Annotated in this window: 21 protein-coding genes; 3 read left to right on the top strand and 18 right to left on the bottom strand. The window is 51.9% G+C overall.

The genetic code is table 11. The annotated features are described in order from the left end of the window. Positions 1 to 15 precede the first annotated feature (15 nt). From FPZ45_RS16675 to FPZ45_RS16660, 4 genes are all read right to left on the bottom strand, one after another. The gene (locus FPZ45_RS16675; protein WP_246120479.1) at positions 16 to 903 is read right to left on the bottom strand and encodes a 5'-3' exonuclease; all 888 of its coding nucleotides are present in this window, start codon (positions 901 to 903) and stop codon (positions 16 to 18) included. 90 nt (positions 904 to 993) lie between these two features. Beyond that, the gene (locus FPZ45_RS16670) at positions 994 to 1,647 is read right to left on the bottom strand and encodes a hypothetical protein (protein WP_144704238.1); all 654 of its coding nucleotides are present in this window, start codon (positions 1,645 to 1,647) and stop codon (positions 994 to 996) included. A 185-nt stretch (positions 1,648 to 1,832) separates the two neighbouring features. After that, on the bottom strand, positions 1,833 to 2,501 hold the full coding sequence (locus FPZ45_RS16665; RefSeq protein WP_144704235.1) for a hypothetical protein: 669 nt from the start codon (positions 2,499 to 2,501) through the stop codon (positions 1,833 to 1,835). A gap of 245 nt (positions 2,502 to 2,746) precedes the next feature. Continuing rightward, positions 2,747 to 3,892: a glycerate kinase gene (locus FPZ45_RS16660; protein WP_144704233.1), complete on the bottom strand. Its 1,146-nt coding sequence runs from the start codon at positions 3,890 to 3,892 to the stop codon at positions 2,747 to 2,749. A 148-nt stretch (positions 3,893 to 4,040) separates the two neighbouring features. Between FPZ45_RS16660 and FPZ45_RS16655 the strand changes: the two genes are divergently transcribed. Continuing rightward, a complete protein-coding gene (locus FPZ45_RS16655) occupies positions 4,041 to 5,138 on the top strand; it encodes a CdaR family transcriptional regulator (protein ID WP_144704230.1) in 1,098 nt (365 codons plus the stop codon). 1 nt (position 5,139) lies between these two features. Here FPZ45_RS16655 and FPZ45_RS16650 read toward each other — a convergent pair whose 3' ends face one another. From FPZ45_RS16650 to FPZ45_RS16590, 13 genes are all read right to left on the bottom strand, one after another. Beyond that, positions 5,140 to 6,330, bottom strand: a complete 1,191-nt coding sequence (locus FPZ45_RS16650) for an aminotransferase class I/II-fold pyridoxal phosphate-dependent enzyme (RefSeq protein WP_246120478.1) — start codon at positions 6,328 to 6,330, stop codon at positions 5,140 to 5,142. Beyond that, entirely contained in the window at positions 6,327 to 7,685 is a 1,359-nt protein-coding gene (locus FPZ45_RS16645) for an RluA family pseudouridine synthase (protein ID WP_186438430.1), read from the bottom strand. Before FPZ45_RS16645 ends, FPZ45_RS16650 begins: the two co-directional genes overlap by 4 nt. An 8-nt stretch (positions 7,686 to 7,693) precedes the next feature. Next, positions 7,694 to 8,269, bottom strand: coding sequence for a cob(I)yrinic acid a,c-diamide adenosyltransferase (locus FPZ45_RS16640; RefSeq protein ID WP_144704227.1), 576 nt, complete (start codon positions 8,267 to 8,269; stop codon positions 7,694 to 7,696). Continuing rightward, entirely contained in the window at positions 8,266 to 8,847 is a 582-nt protein-coding gene (locus FPZ45_RS16635; protein ID WP_144704224.1) for a bifunctional adenosylcobinamide kinase/adenosylcobinamide-phosphate guanylyltransferase, read from the bottom strand. Before FPZ45_RS16635 ends, FPZ45_RS16640 begins: the two co-directional genes overlap by 4 nt. 93 nt (positions 8,848 to 8,940) lie before the next feature. Further along, positions 8,941 to 9,183 carry an aspartyl-phosphate phosphatase Spo0E family protein gene (locus FPZ45_RS16630; RefSeq protein WP_246120477.1) on the bottom strand — a complete coding sequence of 81 codons (243 nt, stop codon included), beginning with the start codon at positions 9,181 to 9,183 and terminating at the stop codon, positions 8,941 to 8,943. A gap of 107 nt (positions 9,184 to 9,290) precedes the next feature. Then, entirely contained in the window at positions 9,291 to 10,520 is a 1,230-nt protein-coding gene (locus FPZ45_RS16625; RefSeq protein WP_186438429.1) for an aminotransferase class I/II-fold pyridoxal phosphate-dependent enzyme, read from the bottom strand. A gap of 31 nt (positions 10,521 to 10,551) precedes the next feature. Beyond that, complete coding sequence (locus FPZ45_RS16620; RefSeq protein ID WP_144704336.1) at positions 10,552 to 11,043, bottom strand: Lrp/AsnC family transcriptional regulator; 492 nt, start codon at positions 11,041 to 11,043, stop codon at positions 10,552 to 10,554. Positions 11,044 to 11,183: 140 nt separating this feature from the next. Continuing rightward, positions 11,184 to 11,549, bottom strand: coding sequence for a spore coat protein (locus tag FPZ45_RS16615; RefSeq protein ID WP_144704221.1), 366 nt, complete (start codon positions 11,547 to 11,549; stop codon positions 11,184 to 11,186). Positions 11,550 to 11,565: 16 nt separating this feature from the next. Then, positions 11,566 to 11,778: a hypothetical protein gene (locus FPZ45_RS16610; protein WP_425457011.1), complete on the bottom strand. Its 213-nt coding sequence runs from the start codon at positions 11,776 to 11,778 to the stop codon at positions 11,566 to 11,568. Positions 11,779 to 11,910: 132 nt separating this feature from the next. Then, on the bottom strand, positions 11,911 to 12,828 hold the full coding sequence (gene cysK, locus FPZ45_RS16605; protein ID WP_144704215.1) for a cysteine synthase A: 918 nt from the start codon (positions 12,826 to 12,828) through the stop codon (positions 11,911 to 11,913). Next, a complete protein-coding gene (locus tag FPZ45_RS16600) occupies positions 12,825 to 13,376 on the bottom strand; it encodes a hypothetical protein (protein ID WP_144704212.1) in 552 nt (183 codons plus the stop codon). Before FPZ45_RS16600 ends, cysK begins: the two co-directional genes overlap by 4 nt. A gap of 111 nt (positions 13,377 to 13,487) precedes the next feature. Further along, the gene (locus FPZ45_RS16595) at positions 13,488 to 13,883 is read right to left on the bottom strand and encodes a DUF350 domain-containing protein (RefSeq protein ID WP_425457010.1); all 396 of its coding nucleotides are present in this window, start codon (positions 13,881 to 13,883) and stop codon (positions 13,488 to 13,490) included. 40 nt (positions 13,884 to 13,923) lie between these two features. Beyond that, positions 13,924 to 16,284: an endonuclease MutS2 gene (locus FPZ45_RS16590; protein ID WP_144704206.1), complete on the bottom strand. Its 2,361-nt coding sequence runs from the start codon at positions 16,282 to 16,284 to the stop codon at positions 13,924 to 13,926. Positions 16,285 to 16,399: 115 nt separating this feature from the next. Between FPZ45_RS16590 and FPZ45_RS16585 the strand changes: the two genes are divergently transcribed. Both FPZ45_RS16585 and FPZ45_RS16580 read left to right on the top strand, forming a co-directional pair. After that, a complete protein-coding gene (locus FPZ45_RS16585; protein ID WP_144704203.1) occupies positions 16,400 to 16,756 on the top strand; it encodes a phage holin family protein in 357 nt (118 codons plus the stop codon). Between the two features lie 210 nt (positions 16,757 to 16,966). Continuing rightward, positions 16,967 to 17,341: a cytochrome C oxidase subunit II gene (locus tag FPZ45_RS16580; RefSeq protein WP_144704200.1), complete on the top strand. Its 375-nt coding sequence runs from the start codon at positions 16,967 to 16,969 to the stop codon at positions 17,339 to 17,341. A 523-nt stretch (positions 17,342 to 17,864) separates the two neighbouring features. Here FPZ45_RS16580 and FPZ45_RS16575 read toward each other — a convergent pair. After that, the coding region (locus FPZ45_RS16575; RefSeq protein ID WP_186438428.1) for a coiled-coil domain-containing protein at positions 17,865 to 18,714 on the bottom strand (850 nt) is incomplete at its 5' end.

Raw genomic sequence — 18,714 nt, 5'->3', positions numbered from 1 at the left:
AATGATCCCGCGGATTTATGAGACCGAAAGAACCAATTTACTCATGTCTTTCACCAAACTATTAAATTCAAGCCGTTCGAACAAAGACGCGATCTTCGAATGGTCCGGCCGCCATAAGCACTCTTCCGGCGAGCAGGAGACCGGCGCCTCGCAATAGATCGTCGCGAGCTCGCGGCATAAATGGAGCATCTCGATATCCGCTTCGATCTTCGCGCGGACGCCCTTCGGCAATGCGTGAAGGTTGTCCAATATACCGTCGATCGAATCGTATTCGACGAGCAGCTTCGTCGCCGTTTTCTCGCCAATGCCTTTGACGCCCGGGTAGTTGTCGGAAGTATCGCCGATCAAGCCCTTCAGATCGATAAACTGCTTCGGCGTCAGCTGCTTCTCCTCTAGCAACGCCTCCGAGTCGTATACGGCGTAATTGGACGGTCCCTTCTTCATGATGACGACTTTCACCCGCTCGTCGACCAGTTGAAGCATGTCGTGGTCTCCGGTCAGCACGTACACGTCCATGTGGGCGCCAAGCTGCTTGGATAATGTGCCGATGCAATCGTCCGCTTCGTATCCGATCATGCCAATATTCGGGATGTTCAATCCGTCGACGACTTCTTTCACCAGATCGAATTGCGGGACGAGGTCCGCCGGAGCCTCCGGCCTGTTCCCCTTGTAGTCCGCAAACTTGTCGGTGCGGAACGTCTTGCTCCCCATATCCCAGCAGCAGACGATATGCGTCGGTTCGAACGTTCTGCATGCGTCGAACAAATATTTGACGAAGCCGAAGACGGCATTGGTCGGCAGACCCGCCTTCGTCTTGCGAATGTATCCTCCATAAGCGTTCGCGTAAAATCCCCGGAACAGCAGCGCCATTCCGTCTACTAGCAGAACTTTCGGTTCGGTCATAATAGGCTTTCCTCCATTCATTTCGATGTTAGCTTACTCTGCCTATTTGTACAAGCTTCTTCGAAAATCTTTGGCATATTATATTTTCCTTTAATAATAAGTATTTATTTCACTACAAATATCAAATGGGGTACAATCTATAATTTCCTTTTTTGAATTAACTCTCACAACAATAAAGTTCTTCAGATTAATCTCCCGAATCTCGATAATCAATTCCCTATCTGGAAATATACTGATTAACTCATTTATTTCATTACTTGATAACCTATCTTCAGATTCTTTTGTTAAATAGATATAGGTAATTTGGTATGGACTTAAATTTGAACTTTTATTGCTTTTCTCAAAGTCCAATTGATATTTCAATTTACTTTTTGTGATGATTTCTCTAATTTCGATCACGCTATTGTTTTGTTTATTTTCTGCAAGCTTGTTTTCATATTTTTCAGACAATTGATAGTACGCATTTATTATTACGGGGGTGAGCAAAACTAGAATAGTTACTATGAAGACTACACTCCAAATAGATAACCTCTTCATGAGTTTGAATTGTTTTATTATGAGTATTAAAAATGCTATTAAGAAAATAATAAATAAAATAAAGTACCTTATAGCTTTGTCTGTATGCCGTTCTGCAATTAGACCGGAGTTTGATGAATTTAGTAAAAAAAATATAAATAACCAAACCATAATGAAACCACACGCGACGCTGGAAATAAAATACAAAGCGTGCTTTTTACTCTTCATGTGCTCCTCCGAATATAGATTGATTCTACATATTTAGTCAGAATTTTATTCCTTTTTCATATTAGTCGCCTTGCAACAGTTGCTTGAGCTTATCAACGAAATCACTGCGAAGACAGGAAAGACGCTTTCGACTCTGATCGTTTGCCGATTTCATGCTGCGAAAAGTTGAGTTATTACCTTCATATTCATGAATTCTCCTCTACAACAATGTTGTTTAGTTTGCAAGTACCTTCGGGATCACAGAATGTTATTTTTTTATTCTCATTAAATGTAATTGCTATGTAATTGTCTCGGCTTGCTTCACGTATCGTTAATCGTGTATTTTGTAGAGGTAAATTATGTACTAAATTTAATACCTCTGACTTACTGATTTTCTCATTTGATTGTTTTTCTAGAAAAATATAAGTGGTTTCGGATGAATGTAAATTTGAATATAAATTACTTTCATCAAAATCCATTTCGTATGGCAATTTTTTCTCAGCAATTAGATTCATAATATGAATAACATTCTGATTTACTTTCTTTTTAGCTGATTTAATCTGTATCGCTTCTGAAATAGAATGAGAATAATTAATGATGGTCGGAGTAAAAAATATTAAAAGAATGGCTAGAAAAATACTACCGGACAGAAGTTTTTCATTAATTTTTAATAATGTCCTAAATACAAATACATAAATACCAAGCAAAATAATAAATAGTAATCCCGATAATGCTGCTGCAGATACATCTTTCTCGAACACATAAAATCTATCATTACTGTTATCCCACAAAGCTAGAAGCATAACGAAAAAACTACCTATCATGCAATATAAAACGGTTAGACCTAAAATAAAAAAAAGACATTTTTTCATCATTCTCCTACTTTCTGAACTGATTTTTAACGACCTGATTCTACATATGAAGCGAATACTTTACATTTTTCTCATGTTACTGAATATTATACAAATCGGTTGCGTCGATTGTTGTCGAATTATGTATTTGATGGATATTAATTCTACAAGTGGAACCATAGAAAAAAGTCCACGTTTCTCGTGGACTTCAGTCTGGATAATCGAGAATTAATATGTTTGCTCTTATAAATTCAATACTCAATGCCGTATCATTTCGGAAAGGACTGAGCCTTGAAGAGTAACCGGGCGGCGTTGCGAGATGCAATATCCAGATTCCGTTCAGCTTGAAGCAGGCTCTCTTCCAATGAAGAGGGGCGCGTCACGGTCGATATACATCCGGTAAAATAAGGAAGCAGCGATTGCCAGTTATCCCCCAGACTTCCGGACAGCAATAGCGTCGGTTTCCCTGCCGCGCTTGCCCTACGCGCCACATAGATCGGCAGTTTGCCGTAGAGCGTTTGACCGTCGCTGCTCCCCTCGCCGGTAAGGACCCAGTCAGACGCTTGTATATGTTCATCCAATCCACAGAGCATGCCGACGACTTCCGCACCTGGGCGGATTTGGGCGCCGATCGACATTAACGCGAATCCGATTCCTCCTGCAGCTCCAGCCCCAGACGAGTCCCGCTTCTGAATGCGCATCGCGCTTTCCAGCAAATCCGCATATTTTCCCATGGCTTCGTCCAACATTTCTACCGTCTCGGAATCGGCGCCTTTTTGCGGGCCATACACATGGGTTGCCCCCTGAGGGCCAAGCAAAGGGTTGGTCACATCGCTCGCGGCGATGAGCGTACACTCCGCCAATCTAGGGTCCAACCCCGATAGATCGATATGATTCAGAGCGGCTAAATCCCGTCCGAATCCGCGCAACTCTTCGCCTGACCCGCTATAGAATCGCGCGCCAAGAGCGGATAACATGCCCATTCCGCCATCATTGGTCGAACTGCCGCCTAACCCGATGTATAACCTCCGGTATCCCATGTCCAATACGACACGGATCGCATCGCCAAGACCTCTAGAAGTCGTATTTAGCGGATCACGCGCCTCCTGCGCCAACATGGGAAGTCCGAACAAGCTTGCGACTTCGATGATGGCGCATCGTTCAGAATTCTGACTGATGTCGCCGAAGCAGGTCTGAATCGGCAAGCCTAGGGGGCCGCTAACCGTCATCTCGATGATTCGGCCCGAAGCCGCTCTCACGATGGCATCTACGGTACCCTCCCCTCCATCCGCCATAGGTATGGACACGATATCGGCATCCGGCAATTCTTCCTTCATTGCTCGTTCTATAATGCTGCATACCCTTGCTGCAGTCAGGCTTCCTTTGTAAGAATCAGGTGCCAACACAATTTTCATGCGGAATGACCTCTTTTCTTTGTTGACTTCAGCTTACAACGTTTCACCTTCATTATCTTTAGTTAAAATGAACAACTACAGGCTTTATTTGATGATATTACTTAGTTAATATGTACATAACATCAAAATACCGAAATGGAGTGTGCACATGCTTACGCCGGAATTTGCCGAGTGGATCGTAGCCGAAACGATGCAGCGCGTAAATCGTAACATCAACATTTTCGACGCTTCCGGGAAAGTGCTGGCCAGCGGAGACAAATCGCGCATCGGCCAGTTTCACAAAGCGGCATATGAAGCGATTCAACAAAAAAAAACGTACTCCGTGGGACAAGAGATAACGAAACAGTGGAAGGGCGTCCAAGCAGGCATTAATATGCCGATCGAATACAGAGGCGCGGTGGTGGGAGCGGTCGGCATTTCCGGCGACCCCGAAGAGGTGATATCCTTCGTACAGCTGGTTAAAATGGCCGTCGAGCTCATGCTGCAGCAAGAGCAAGACCGCCTCGAGAAAGATTGGAAGCAACTGATCGTGAATCGGATATCCGATGATTTGCTATCAGAGGGTACCAAAAGTGCGGATATGTTTAATCGCCGGTTGCAGCCGATTCCCTTTGCTCTGCGCCCTCCTTACCAGGTTGCGATCATCGCCTTGCCGTCCTCACCGGCAAACGATGAGATTGATCCTTATTTTTTTCATGAACTTAAGACCCGTTTCTTGCTAACCGCACTCGTCAGTCTGCATCATTCGGGTCACTACGTGCTCATCTTCTCAGGCCAGTCTTCCAAGAAGATCAAGCAGCTTCTCGAAGGATTTCCTTGGCCGGCCGCAGAGGAAAACCGTTTGGCCATCGGCGTCGGAACGCAGGTTACGGCATTGGATCAGCTTCCGGATAGTTATAGGGAAAGCCAGACGGCTCTGGATTGGAATAAAAGCATCGGGGGTAGGGTGTCCTATTACGAGGATCTATCATGGAAAGCCATCATTCGAGAAATTACACCCGGTTCACGGCGTCGTATTACCGATCAATTCGCAGCTGATCTGACGCCCAAAATACGGGAGACGTTATCCGTTTATTTGGATTGCGATTTAAACGTTGCCGCTTCGTCCAAACAGCTCGGCATTCACCGGAACACCATGCTCTATCGTCTGGAGCAAATTCATTCCGAAACCGGGTGTAATCCTCAAATCTTTCATGATGCGCTTAAGCTTCAACTTGCCATGTGGATTATTCCTTCAAACGAATGATCTATTTCGACGGTTGTGAACTGCGAATAAACTCGCCAATGCGTTTCGCCGCTTCGCGCAATACGTCTTCCTGCTCTACGAGCGCCAATCTGACATATCCTTCCCCACGCGCTCCGAACGCGTTGCCAGGAATCGACGCGACTCCCGTGGACGTTAACAGCGATTGGGAGAACGCCCGGGACGACCATCCGTCCGGAACGCGAGCCCACAGAAACATTGTCGCTTTAGGCAACGGTACATTCCAGCCCTGCTCGCGCAGTTCGCGGACGAACACGTTCCTTCGGCGCTCATATAAGCCCGCGATCGGACGCGGAGCGGACATGTCCATCTCCAGTGCCGCGATCCCGGCTTCTTGCGCGCCCAGGAATACGCCGAAATCGATATTGTTCTTCAATGCCCGCAAGGAAGCGATCGCGTCCTTGTTGCCGGCCGCGAAGCCAAGGCGCGTTCCCGCCAAGTGGTACGACTTGGATAGGGAATGGAATTCCATCGCGACGTCGGATGCGCCCGGAATTTCCAATACGCTCGGAGGACGCAAGCCATCGAACGCCATCTCGCTGTAGGCGTTGTCGTGAACGAGCAGAATGCCGCGTTTGCGAGCGGTATAGACCGCTTTCTCGAAGAATCCTAAGTCGGCCGTGGCGGACAGTGGGTTGCTCGGGTAATTCAGAATCATGAATTTGATTTTATGCCATATGGCTTCGGGGACGGCATCGAAATCCGGCAAATATCCGTTTTCCTCCAGCAGAGGAAGCGGTACCGCCTCAACTCCGGCGACCGCGAGTCCCGCGCCGTAGACCGGATAACCCGGGTCGGGCAGCAGCGCCATGTCTCCCGGATCCGTAATCGCGAGCGGCAGATGGGCAAGCCCGTCTTGCGTGCCCATCAGCGACAGCAGTTCCGTCTGCGGATCGAGCTCGACGCCGAAACGATGGAAGAACCACCTGGCGACGGTCTCTCGGAAAGCCTGCGTACCTTCCGTTCCCGGATAGCGGTATGCATCCGCTCGCATGCTGGCAGCCGCCAGAGCAGCCCGTAGCTCCTCTTCCGGCGGGCGATCGGGACTGCCGATGTCCAGGTTGATGACGGATAACCCTTTGGCCCGCGCTTCGCTCTTCCATCCGGCCACTTCCGCGAAGATCGCGGACCCCAGCCGGTCAAGCCGTTGCGATCTTAGCATCGGCCTGTTCATGGCTTAACCCACGCCGGACCGAAATCCTGCTCCCGGAAACCGAGCGTAACTTTGCTCCCGTCCGAGACGATCGGCCGCTTTATCAACATCCCGTTGGAGGATAACAGCCGGATTTTCTCTTCGTCGGTCATCGCAGGAAGCTTGTCTTTTAAGCCCATCTCCCGATAAACCTCGCCCGAGACGTTATAAAATTTGCCGATCGGCAATCCACTCAGCGCGATCAGCTTGGACAGCTCCTCGGGCGTAGGCGGCGTTTCGCGGATATCTTGCAAATCCAATTCGTATTCGTGCTGCTTCAATGCCTTGATCGCTCCCTTGCAGGTGCTGCAGGTCGGCAGATGATAGACTTTTAGCGGTGCGGCCACATCGATGGTCTCCTTTATCTCTTCGTTCCCAAGCTTCTCCAATTCCTGTTCCAACCGCCGCATGTCTTCCGGCAAAGCGGCTTCCAGCAGCATCTCGATTCCCGTTACCGGATGCCGGAAACCAAGCCTGTAGGCATGCAGCGCCTGACGGTCGATCGTTCCGGCCAATCGCCGGGCAAGATCGGACTCGTTCCATTTCTCGACCGCATAGTAACCGTCTCCGATAATCGGACATCCGATAAACGTCATATGAACCCGTATCTGATGCGTTCTCCCCGTTCCGAGCCGAATGTCGATCGCGCTGGCCTGATCCGAGTAAAGCTCCGATACCCGGTAATACGTCAACGAAGGCGCTCCGTCCTCGCGAACGACGCGGCGATGCGGATCTTCCGTCTGCCGGCCGATCGGAGCGTTAATCTCGCCTTCCGTTTCCGGAGGCCGTCCATAGACGTAAGTCCGGTATTCTTTCCGGACCGTGCCTTCCATCATCTGGGCGGACAGCTGCTGCTGGGCTAGAGGATGCTTGGCGACCACGACGAGTCCCGACGTATGCTCGTCCAGACGATGCACCGGGCGGAAACGGATCTTCTCCCCTTTTTCCTGCCAATAATGCATCACGCCGTTGGCAAGGGTGTTCAAATAGTGCCCGGTCGTCGGATGCACGATAAGGCCCGCCGGCTTGTTCAACACGAGCAAATGATCGTCCTCGAAGACGATGTCGAGGTCCATCGGTTGAGGCAATATCGTCTCCGAGCTTTCCGCTTCCATGCGCAGGCTGATCACGTCGCCCTCGGAGATCGTATGGTTCGGCCATACTTTCTGCCCGTTAACGGATAGCCCTTCCTCCGACGTCTTCAGTCGAACCATCAGCCTTCGCGAAATGCCGATTCGTTTGCGCAGCACATCTCTTAATCTGCGGCCTTCATCCGACGCTTCGGCGACGAATTCGATCGGCGCGTAATAGTCGGTTATGCCGTTATTCTCCGTCATTCTTTCCGCTACCTCCGGCGAAATACTTTCGCGCTTCTCTCGTATTCCGCGTCCGTCAAGCCGAGACGGGCGTTCGCCGCCCTAGCGGCAGCGAAGAAAAAGTCCGAAAGCCTGTTCAAGTACTTGCGCGGCTCGTCCGGACACGGCTGCTCCGCGGCAAGCGATACGACTATGCGTTCGGCTCGCCGGCACACGGTTCGGCAGACATGAAGCAACGAAGCCGGCTCGCTGCCTCCCGGCAAAATAAATTTCTCGATTGGCGGCGTCTGGGCATCGTATGCGTCGATCCAGCCTTCGAGCCTTGCCGTCATCTCCGCCGTAACCTTCATCTTTTCTGGATCGGGAGAAGCATAGCAGAGATCGGAGCCGCAATCGAACAATTCATGCTGAACGAGCGTCAGATGCTCCAGCAAGTCGGTCCAGTCGACCGCCGTATCTTTGGCGAGCACGGATATCGCCTGCCCGACGAAGCTGTTCAGTTCGTCTATCGTTCCATACGCTTCCACGCGGAGATCGTCTTTCCGAACGCGCGCGCCGATGACCGACGTTTGTCCTTCGTCGCCGGTTCTCGTATAAATTTTCATATCTCGTCGTCCCTTCGTTTCAATCGGTATCCTTTCACTTCCGTCGCCATTCCGGCCGTCATCCGGTAGAACGTAGCCCCGGACGCCATCAGCTTGCGATTAGCCGCGGCCAGTCGATAGACAAAATCCCGTTCGATCGGAGGCATATCCAAGCCAGCCGAAGGCTCCTCCGTCACGATGATGATTTTCCCTTCGAAACTGCAGATCGCTTCCAGCGTTTCCCGCCACCGGGCGTCCACCCATTTCTCCATATCGGTACCTCGGTCGGCCTTCGGATTGTACATGAGACGAAGCCATCCCGATAGGCTATCGACGACGATCACGCGGCGCTCGGCGCGAAAGATATTGGATTCCATATTAATCGCGTGCAGCTTATGAGCGAGGGACTCGTCCGCCTCCGATGAAGTCCACAGAAACTTACCGTCACGCTCCTTCGCTGCCCGCGAATGATCGGTACTATTCGGAAACGGGAACGGAGGACAGCTTAATCGAATCCCCTCGCTGCCCGCGGATAACGCAAGCTCTACAGCGAAATCCGATTTACCGCTGCCGATTGCGCCGGTAACGACCCACAGCATCCCCCGTCCTCCTTACCCGTTGTTTATATTTACTATAGCACAAACGCTTTTTCACCAAAAAGAAAAAAGAGGCCGGTGAGATGTTCACCGGTCCTACTCCCGACATAAGCGAATGTATTTCATATACTCGTTGATCTTCATATCCAATTGCCTGCTTAATTGAATAACCGAATCGGCGACCAAGGAATGCTCTTTCAGAAACGTATCCGTCATGGCTTTTCGCAAATCGTCGATTTCTTCCGCTAGTTCCGCAGCTCTGCGCGGATAATGAGAAATAATGGGTGTATCGGCTTGTAAAGACGACATCGATGTGGATTTATGTTCTGCCGCAGCCATGAAACTCCCCCTTCTCAAGACGAAATATATTCTAGGCGGGCCGAAAATCATGGTTATTATAGCAAAACATAATCAACTTGGATATGACTTTTGTAAATAATTCATTTTTATTCCAAACTTCTAAGAAATAGGTGGATCCTCTCCAGCGCCTCAGTCAATTGCGAAACCGAGGTCGCGTAGCAGCAACGCAGGAACCCTTCGCCGCCTTTGCCGAAGACGTGACCTGGCACCGCGGCGACTTTTCCTTCGAGCAGCAGACGCTCGGCGAACTGTTCCGATGTCAAACCGGTCGAACGAACGGAAGGAAACGCGTAGAACGCTCCTTGCGGCTCATGGCATTCCAATCCCATGTCCCTAAACCCTTGAACGACGAGGCGGCGTCTTTGGTTGTACGATTCCATCATGCGGTCTTTTTCTTCCATGCCGCCTTTGGTCAAAGCCTCCAAAGCGGCAACCTGCCCCATCGTCGGCGCGCTCATAATCGTGTATTGATGGATTTTGAGCATGGCGCTGATGAGATCCGGATGTCCGCAAGCATATCCCATTCTCCAGCCCGTCATCGCGAACGCCTTGGAAAAACCGCTGACCAAGATCGTCCGGTCCTTCATGCCGGGCAACGACGCAAAACTGGTATGGGATCCATTAAATGTGAGCTCTGCGTAAATCTCGTCCGAGATCACGATCAGATCGTTCTCTTCGACGATTTTGGCGATCGGCAGCATCTCTTCGTACGTCATAATCGCGCCCGTCGGGTTGCTCGGGTAACAAAGCACGAGAATTTTCGAGCGAGGCGTGATGGCAGCTTTTAAGCTTTCCGGCGTCAGCTTGAATTGATGCTCCGCGAACGTCTCGATCCCTACGGCAACTCCGCCGCTTAACGAAGTAATCGGCGAATAGGAAATATAACACGGCTCCGGCACGAGAATCTCGTCGCCCGGCTCGATCAGCGCGCGAAGCGCCAGATCGATGCCTTCGCTACCGCCTACCGTTACCATCATTTCCTTACCCGGATCGTAGCTCAAATGAAACTCGTTGGATAAGTACTGCGCTATCGCCTCGCGAAGTTCCGGCAATCCTGCGTTCGGCGTATACTGCGTATGGCCCCTCTCAAGGGAGTAGACGGCCGCGTCCCGTACCCGCCAAGGGGTTACGAAATCGGGTTCGCCGACTCCCAGCGAGATAATGTCCTTGTCTTTGCTGGCGTTGACCAAATCAAAGAAACGCCGGATTCCCGAAGGCGGAATCGCCCGGGCGCGCGATGCAAGATAGCGTTGCATTCCGCCGTTTCCCGTCGGATCGGCCATTTTGATTGTCGGCTTTTCCTCTTCTTTAATCATCGTGGCATTCTTCCTTTACGGTGAACTGCGGTTATGGTGAAACGAGCAATCGGTGATCGTCTTCGAATTGTTCGAAAATGATGCCGTCTTGTTTGTACTTCTTAAGAATAAAGAACGTCTTGGTCGAAATGACCGATTCGATGGTGGATAGCTTGTTGGAAACGAACGAAGCGACTTCTTTCAGGTTTTTGCCTTCGATCTCGACAAGCAGATCGAACGCGCCCGACATTAAGTAAACCGACTTCACTTCGGGGTATAGATAAATGCGTTCCGCGATATTTTCGAATCCGCGGCCTCTCTCGGGCGTGCAATTTACTTCGATTAGAGCCGTTACTTTCTCTTCGTCGACCTTGCTCCAATTCACGACCGTCGCATACTTGACGATCACGTGATCCTGCTCCATCTCCGCAATCGCGGCGGATACGTCCTCTTCTGTCGCTCCCAGCATCGTGGCGATCGTAGCGGCGGTTAAGCGGGCGTCTTCCTTGAGCAGATCCAAGATGCTTAGCTTAAATTCGTTCATCATGATCCCTCCTGAATTACTCTTCATCATACATCAAAAACAGGCTAAGTGGAAAGTGAAATCGGCGCCAGTCGAACCGGATGCCGGACACGCCAAAAACCCCGCGCCGGCTTGAAGCCGGTCGGGGTCGTGCTTTCGAATTATTGATAGGCGGGCATCTGATTGCCGGTTGAGGAGGCGTTCATAGCCATTTGACCCTGCGCCGATTGCGCTTGCTGCACGAATTGCGCGGTTTGCTGCTGGATCTGCTGGTATTGTTTGAGATGTTTGTCGAGTTCCGGTTTAATGACCGGAGACGAGGCGTTATACATATTATTTTGCTGCATGGCCATATACAGCTCGCCTTGCAGCTTTAACGTATCGTCCATCAGCTCCGTGAACATTTTCCGAATTTCCGGACATACCGACTCCGTGGCAGCCGTCGCATATTCGCGAGTAACCCGTTTCAGATCGGAGAGCACCGTGTAGGCCATATCCGCTTCCGGTAAAACCGTATTGTTATACATCTGTGGCAGCCTCCTTCTATGCTTGGGGTTGGGCGGGAGCGATCGATTGATGCTGCTGAAGCGCGCTCAGCAGCGTGTTGTAATGCTGCGTATGCACATCGATCATATGCGAGCAGGCTTGCTTCACTTGCGCGTTCGTAATCGTAGCGGCGGCGACGGCGCATTGTTTGATCAACAAATCTTCGTTGGACATCGAATCGGCACAGTATTCCAGTTCTTTGGCGGTCATAGCTTGCACGGATTTTATTCCTCCCAGACAATGAATTGGACATCAGTTCTTATAGTGCGACGTTCGCCTCCTGGTTATGCACACAAAAAAACGCTTGCCGAAAAGGGCAAGCGCGCGAACAAAATTCACCGATCAGAATATATCCATGCTTAAATAACGTTCTCCTGTATCCGGGGCGATGCATAAGACCCGCTTACCTTCTCCGAACTTACGAGCGACCTGCAGAGCGGCCCATACGGAAGCGCCTGAAGAAGGCCCAACGAGCAATCCTTCAAGACGGGCAAGCCTCCGGGTCGTTTCCAGGGCGTCATCGTCCTTGACCTGAATGATCTCGTCATAGACGGACGTATTCAGAATGGACGGTACGAAGCCGGGGCTCGTTCCGACCAGTTTGTGGGGCCCCGGCTGCCCACCGGACAGCACGGGCGAACCCGCAGGCTCCACGACGGCAATATGCAGATTCGGGAGCTTTTCCTTTAGTACTTCGCCCGTTCCGGTAATCGTACCTCCGGTTCCCGCCGTTGCAACGAACGCATCCAAGCGACCTCCGGTTTGTTCAATAATCTCCAGAGCGGTCGTCGAACGGTGAATATCCGGATTCGCCGGATTTTCGAATTGGTTCGGCATATAGCTGCCCGGATTATCCTTAAGAATGCCCCGGGCTCGGGCGATGGCACCGGGCATCCGTTCCGCGGCAGGCGTTAATACAACCTCGGCCCCATACGCCCGGAGAAGGGATATCCTTTCCGCGGTCATATTATCCGGCATCACGAGAATGAGCCGATATCCCTTGGCCGCCGCACACATCGCAAGTCCGATTCCCGTATTTCCGCTTGTTGGCTCCACGATCAGGCTTCCCGGGCCGATCAGTCCGCGCCGCTCAGCGTCCATCAGCAGTCCCGAAGCTGCCCGATCCTTAACGCTGCCGCTCGGATTCAGCTTTTCCAACTTTACGTATACCTCGGCATGACCCGGCCCGGCCATTCTTTGCAGCTGAACGGCCGGCGTATTTCCGATCAATTCGATTACGGATTGCACCATTCTGGTCATACGTCGGGCTCCGATTCTCCTCGAAGCGTGGAATCCTGGCTTAAACGTCTCACCATGCGCTGACGGTGGGCGTCCCCTAGGAAAGATTGTACCGTGAAGCATGAAGGACAGACGTACATCGCAAGCTTGATCGGAGCTTCCACCAACGCTTCGCCTACGGCTTCATGAACGCGTGGTTGAAACTCCTCCTTCGAGATGACGCGTTCGCCCGTTTCCACCATATATTCCCGACAAAGCGGACACTCCGGCACAAGCTCCTGGTCGTTAAGAAGCTGTTCCACCGTCTCCTCGAATCTTTCCAATTCTTCGCTGGACTCCAGTGCCTCGTCGTCCATCCAGCCGAGATCCTCGTCATCGATCGAGATGACCGGCGCGTCTTCATCTTCGAATTCCGGTTCTTCCTCCTCTTCCTCATCATCCCCCAGACTTAACGTCAACGTTCGATAGCCGTCCAGCTCATTGTCGCATACCGGACAGAACTTATCGGGCTCTTGCCCCTCTTCTTGCGGAATCTCGCTTTGACACCACGGACAGATTACAACGGACATGTCGGTTCAAGCCTCCCTCATCATATAAAATACGCCGATCGCGACAAACAAAACCGCAAGGGCTAATAGCGTTCCCCATAAATACTTCATGTTGATTCCTCCGACCTTCGATTAGTGGACGGCGGCGCCGATAATGTAAGACAAGGATACGGACAATACGAGCGCAAGAAAGCCTACCGCCCGATTGTCCTTCCTGATTTCTTCGTCGATCCGGAACACCGGCGTCATAAACTCGAATAGAAAATAGGCGACCAGCAACAGCACGAACCCGATTGCAGCCCATAGCAGACTTTCGTAGATCGTGTCGTTGGCTTCGATGGAAAACCGGAATATATTGCAGATCCCAAATATTTTGCCTCCGGTCGCCATGGCCGCGGACAAGTTCCCTTTGCGAATCTCCGCCCATCCGTCGTACTTCGACACCCATTCGAAACAAGACAAGAAAAAGATCAACGCCAGTATGCCTACCGAAAAATAAGCCAACACCGCCGGAAAAGGATGAGACATGATCGAATCGACTACGCCATGCACGCCCGAGACCTCCCGTTTAGTGAAGCTCGGCTACGGATACGCCCGCGCCGCCTTCCCCGAATTGGCCTAACCGATAGCTCTTCACATGTTTATGGCGGCGCAGAAAATCCTGAACCCCCGTTCGCAGCGTTCCCGTTCCTTTGCCGTGGATAATGTATACTTGACCCAAATTCGCAAGAAACGCCTCGTCGAGAAATCGGTCCACTTCCGGAATCGCCTCGTCGAGCGCCATCCCCCTTAAATCCAGTTCTGTCCGAATGTTCTCGTCGCGCGATCTTTTGACGACCGTGGCCTGAACCGGCGTTTTGCTCGCGGCAGCTTGACGGACGGGCTCCAGATCGGCCAATGCGACTTTCATTTTCATAATCCCGAGCTGAACGAACGCTTCGCCGCTCCCAGTGAGTTCGACGACATGGCCCTTCTGGCCGCCTAGACTATGAACTTTGACCTCGTCGCCCGCTTCGATCTTCGCGGATTTGGCTCCCGCTCCCCTGACCGGTCTGGCGACCGGTTCGGGAACGGCTTCTTCAAGCTTGCGCCTGGATTCGATCAGCTTATGTTCTTTAACCGAGGCCCCTTCTTCCATCGCCAAACGCCGCAAGTCGGAGATGATCTCTTCCGCCTCCCGCTTCGCTTTGGCGATCTGCTGCCGCGCTTCTTCGCGGGCGGTTTCAAGCAGCTTCGCTTTTTGCTCCTGGAATTTGAACCGCTCATCCTGAAAGTCCTTCTGCAGCTTTTCGGTTTCCGCGCGCAGCCGTTCGGCCAACTGACGTTCCGAGCGGGCTTGCAGCCGGTCTTGCTCCAACGAGGCGATCATCGAATCAACCTTTAGCTCATCCTCGCTTACCTCGCCTCGGGCATGGTCGATAATGCTCTTCGGCAAGCCCAGCCGTTCTGCGATCGCGAACGCGTTGCTTCGTCCGGGAACGCCAACCAGCAATCTGTAAGTCGGACGCAATGTCGCAACGTCGAATTCCATACTTGCGTTGATGATCCCTTCGCGATTATAAGCGTAAGCTTTAAGCTCGCTATAATGCGTCGTCGCGATCAATCGGCAGCCGAGCTTCTGCAAATGCTCGAGAATTGCGATCGCAAGCGCAGAGCCTTCCGCCGGATCCGTCCCCGCACCCAGTTCGTCCAGCAGCACCAGGCTTTTGCTTGTCACCTGGCCGAGCATGGAGATCAGATTCGTCATGTGGCTCGAGAACGTGCTCAAGCTTTGCTCGATACTTTGCTCGTCGCCAATATCCGCATAGATTCCGTCGAAGACGCAGAGTCGGCTTCCTTCTTCCGCAGGAACGAACAACCCGGACATCGCCATCAGGCTCAGCAGGCCGATCGTTTTCAAAGAGACGGTTTTACCGCCGGTATTCGGTCCCGTCACGATAATCGACGTATAACCTTCTCCTAGTTCGATATCGATCGGAACCGCTTGTTTCATATCCAGAAGCGGATGGCGCGCCCTGCGCAGAAGAAGACGACCTTCGTCGTTCATCTCCGGAAGGGTAGCGTAAAACGCATGCGCGAGGGAGGCTTTGGCAAAAATAAAATCGATCATGCCGATAATTTCCGCGTCTCCGGCGAGCAGATCGGCCCGTTCTCCGACTTGCGCCGTAAGCTTGCGCAGAATCCGCTCGACTTCGTTCTGCTCCTTGATTTTCAGTTCGCGCAGCTTGTTGTTCATCTGAACGACCGCTTCCGGTTCGATAAAGAGCGTTGCGCCGCTTCCGGATTGGTCGTGAACGATTCCTCCGAAGTGGGAGCGGTATTCCTGTTTAACCGGGATTACGTAACGGTCGTTCCGCATCGTGATCAGCGTTTCCTGCAACATTTTCTGCACCGAGCTCGACCGGATCAGGCTTTCGAGTTTCTCGCGGGCGCGTCCTTCGTTCAGGCGGATATCCCTACGCACCGAAGCGAGCTCGGGACTAGCCGCATCCAGCACTTCTCCCTGATCGTCGATGCATCTGCGGATATCGTCCTCGACCTGCTTATAATCGGTTAACGGTTCGCATAAATCCTCAAGAAGCGGCAGCTCGGTTTCTTCTCCTGCAACCGCGATATGACGTCTGAGTCTCCGCGAGCCCATTATGAATTGGGCAACCTCCATCAATTCGGGAGGCTGCAGCATGCCCTGCAGCTTCGCCCTCTGCAAGGATGGCCGAATATCGGTAATTCCGCCGAACGGCGGAGCGCCCTTGAGATTCCCGACCCGCACCGCTTCGTCGGTAGCCGCTAGGCGGCGTTCGACGATCGGCAATTCCCGGACGGGCAGAAGCTTCTCCGCCTCTTCCTTGCCCAGGCTTGTCGCGGCAAGACCCGTTAGCCGGCGGATAATTTTGTCGTATTCAAGCGTATGTAAAGCCTTGTCGTTCACGGCTAATGTCAACTCCTTCGCCTATATTATAGCCGAATCGGTTAATCTTGCGAAACCTTCCACTCATACGGTTTAAAACTCGGGATAAACTACAGCAAAGGAGGTTGAAAAAAAGATGAACATTCTCGGCACGATCGTTCGTTTTATCGTCTCCGCCATCGTACTCTTGGTGGTCGGTTGGCTCGTTCCTCAATTTCACGTCGGCGGCTTCTGGAGCGCGCTCATGCTCGCGATCGTTATCGCCGTTCTGGGCTGGATTATCGAAGGCATCTTCGGTAAAAAAGTAACCCCGTTCGGCAGAGGTATTGTCGGCTTTCTGAGCAGCGCTCTCGTGATCTGGCTAGCCCAGTTCGTTGTCGGCCGCGTCGAAGTCACAGTGATCGGCGCGCTTCTGGCCGCTTTGGTGATCGGGATTATCGACCTTTTCATTCCCGTCGCGACCCCGTACGAAGCTGCAAGAAAAAGAGCATAGCCCCGAGCCGAACAGCCTCCTTGCCTGCGGGCAAGGAGGCTGTTTCACGTAGGTGTAGTCGCTCGATATTGTCATTATGCTACATTGTCATGACTCTGCCATGGATTGGGTATTTTAGGCGATCATCCGTATGTTACAATGTGGGCAGGCAGAAACGGAAATAGAGATAAGACGACGTCTGCCACTTTATGAGGTACGGAGGGAATTCGCATGCAAAAAAACATTATTTATTTTCTCGTAATCGCGGCATTGGCACTAACGCTATCCGCTTGCGGAGGCAAAAATACGGATTCGGACAAAAACTCTCAAGCTACGGAAGAAGCCGCTTCGCAAGAAGTCGTGATTAAGGCCAGCAGTTGGGAATTCGATCAAACGGAATACGCGCTTCCGAAAGACACGCCAGTTAAGCTGACGGTCGAGAATATCAGCGGGGCGCACGGCATAGAAATCATCGGCCAAGACATTCAAATCAGAGGCGGCAAATCAAAAGTCGTGAATCTGCCGGCAGGCACTTACGAGTTCAAATGCAACATCATGTGCGGAACCGGCCACAGCAAAATGGTAGCCAAACTCGTCGTTAGCTAATCGGAACAGGCATCCCAAAAGCAGTTCTCTATAATTAAGAAAGCGCAAATTTGAAGGGGAGATTCCCCTACAACTTGCGCTTTTGTTTCATTTTCCGACCCTCTCTTGAGCATTAGCAGGGTCCGGTAGGGTCTGGCAGACCCTTACAGCCGTCGAACTCCTGTTCAAGTGCCCTCTAAGGGTTTGGCAGACCCTTACAGCCGTCGAATTCCTGTTCAAGCGCCCTCTAAGGGTCTGGCAGACCCTTACAGCCATCGAATCCCTGTTCAAGTGCCCTCTAAGGGTCTGGCAGACCCTTAGAGCCGCTGAATTCCTGTTTATGTGCCCTCTAAGGGTCTGGCGGACCCTTACAGCCATCGAATCCCTGTTCAAGCGCCCTCTAAGGGTCTGGCAGACCCTTAGAGCCGTCGAATCCCTCTCCAAGTGCCCTGTAAGGGTCTGGAAGACCCTTACAGCCGTCGAATTCCTGTTCAAGTCCCCTGTAAGGGTCTTGCAGACCCTTAGCGCCGTCGAATTCCGCTGCTTATTCTTGTTCCAACATGTCGATCCACTCGTTATACTCGCTCTGAAGCTTCTTGTATTCGTCGTTAAGTGTCGAGTGCTCTCGTTTAAGCTGATTGAGTTCCTCTTGCAGCCGCTCGCTCGCCGCCGCTTGCTCAAGCAACTCCTCCATCGGGATCGACGTTTCCGGCTCATAAGCCGGAGTCGCCGCGGCTTCGGCCAATGCGGCTTCCAGCTCTTGCTCCGCTCGCTTGGCCGCTTCTCTCGCGGCCAGCTCCGCATCGGACAGCTCGGCGAGACGCTCTTCAAGAGCTTCTGCCCGTTTCTCCTCGATACGGCGATTCTCCCGTTCGGATGCAAGACCATCTTCCAGTCTCCGTAGCGATACGCTCCACTCGTTCTCCCAAGCATCCCGCTCACTCAGTTGACGAGCCAATTCCTCTTTTTCCTTCTCCGCTTTTTGCAGCGCCGTTTCGTGCGCGCGCAAGCGCTCCGCCGTCTGCTGCTCCACCTCCTGCAGCATTTCCTGCTGCTCGACCACCGTGCGCCGCTGATCGTCGGCTTGCTTCGCCCAGTGCTCGATATCGCTCTCCAGTTGACCTCTTAATTGCTGCCATTCTTTCTCCTTGGCCTGCAATTGCGTTCGCTCCGTAGCGATCTCTCCCAACTGCGCTTTAACGGCCTCAAGCTCTTCGGAATAGATCGTTTCGATATCTTTGATCTCCGTCGCCGCTTTGGCTCGAACCGCTTCGATTTCAGAGCCGTATTCTCTAACGAGTTTTTCTTCATTCTTGGACAATGCCGCGAGACGCTCTTCAAGAGCTTCTTCCCGTTTCTCCGCGATACGGCGATTCTCCCGTTCGGAAGCAAGA

It is taken from the genome of Cohnella terricola (assembly GCF_007786475.1).
Classification (GTDB): Bacteria; Bacillota; Bacilli; order Paenibacillales; family Paenibacillaceae; genus Cohnella; species Cohnella terricola.
This window is presented reverse-complemented; position numbering and strand designations above follow the sequence as displayed.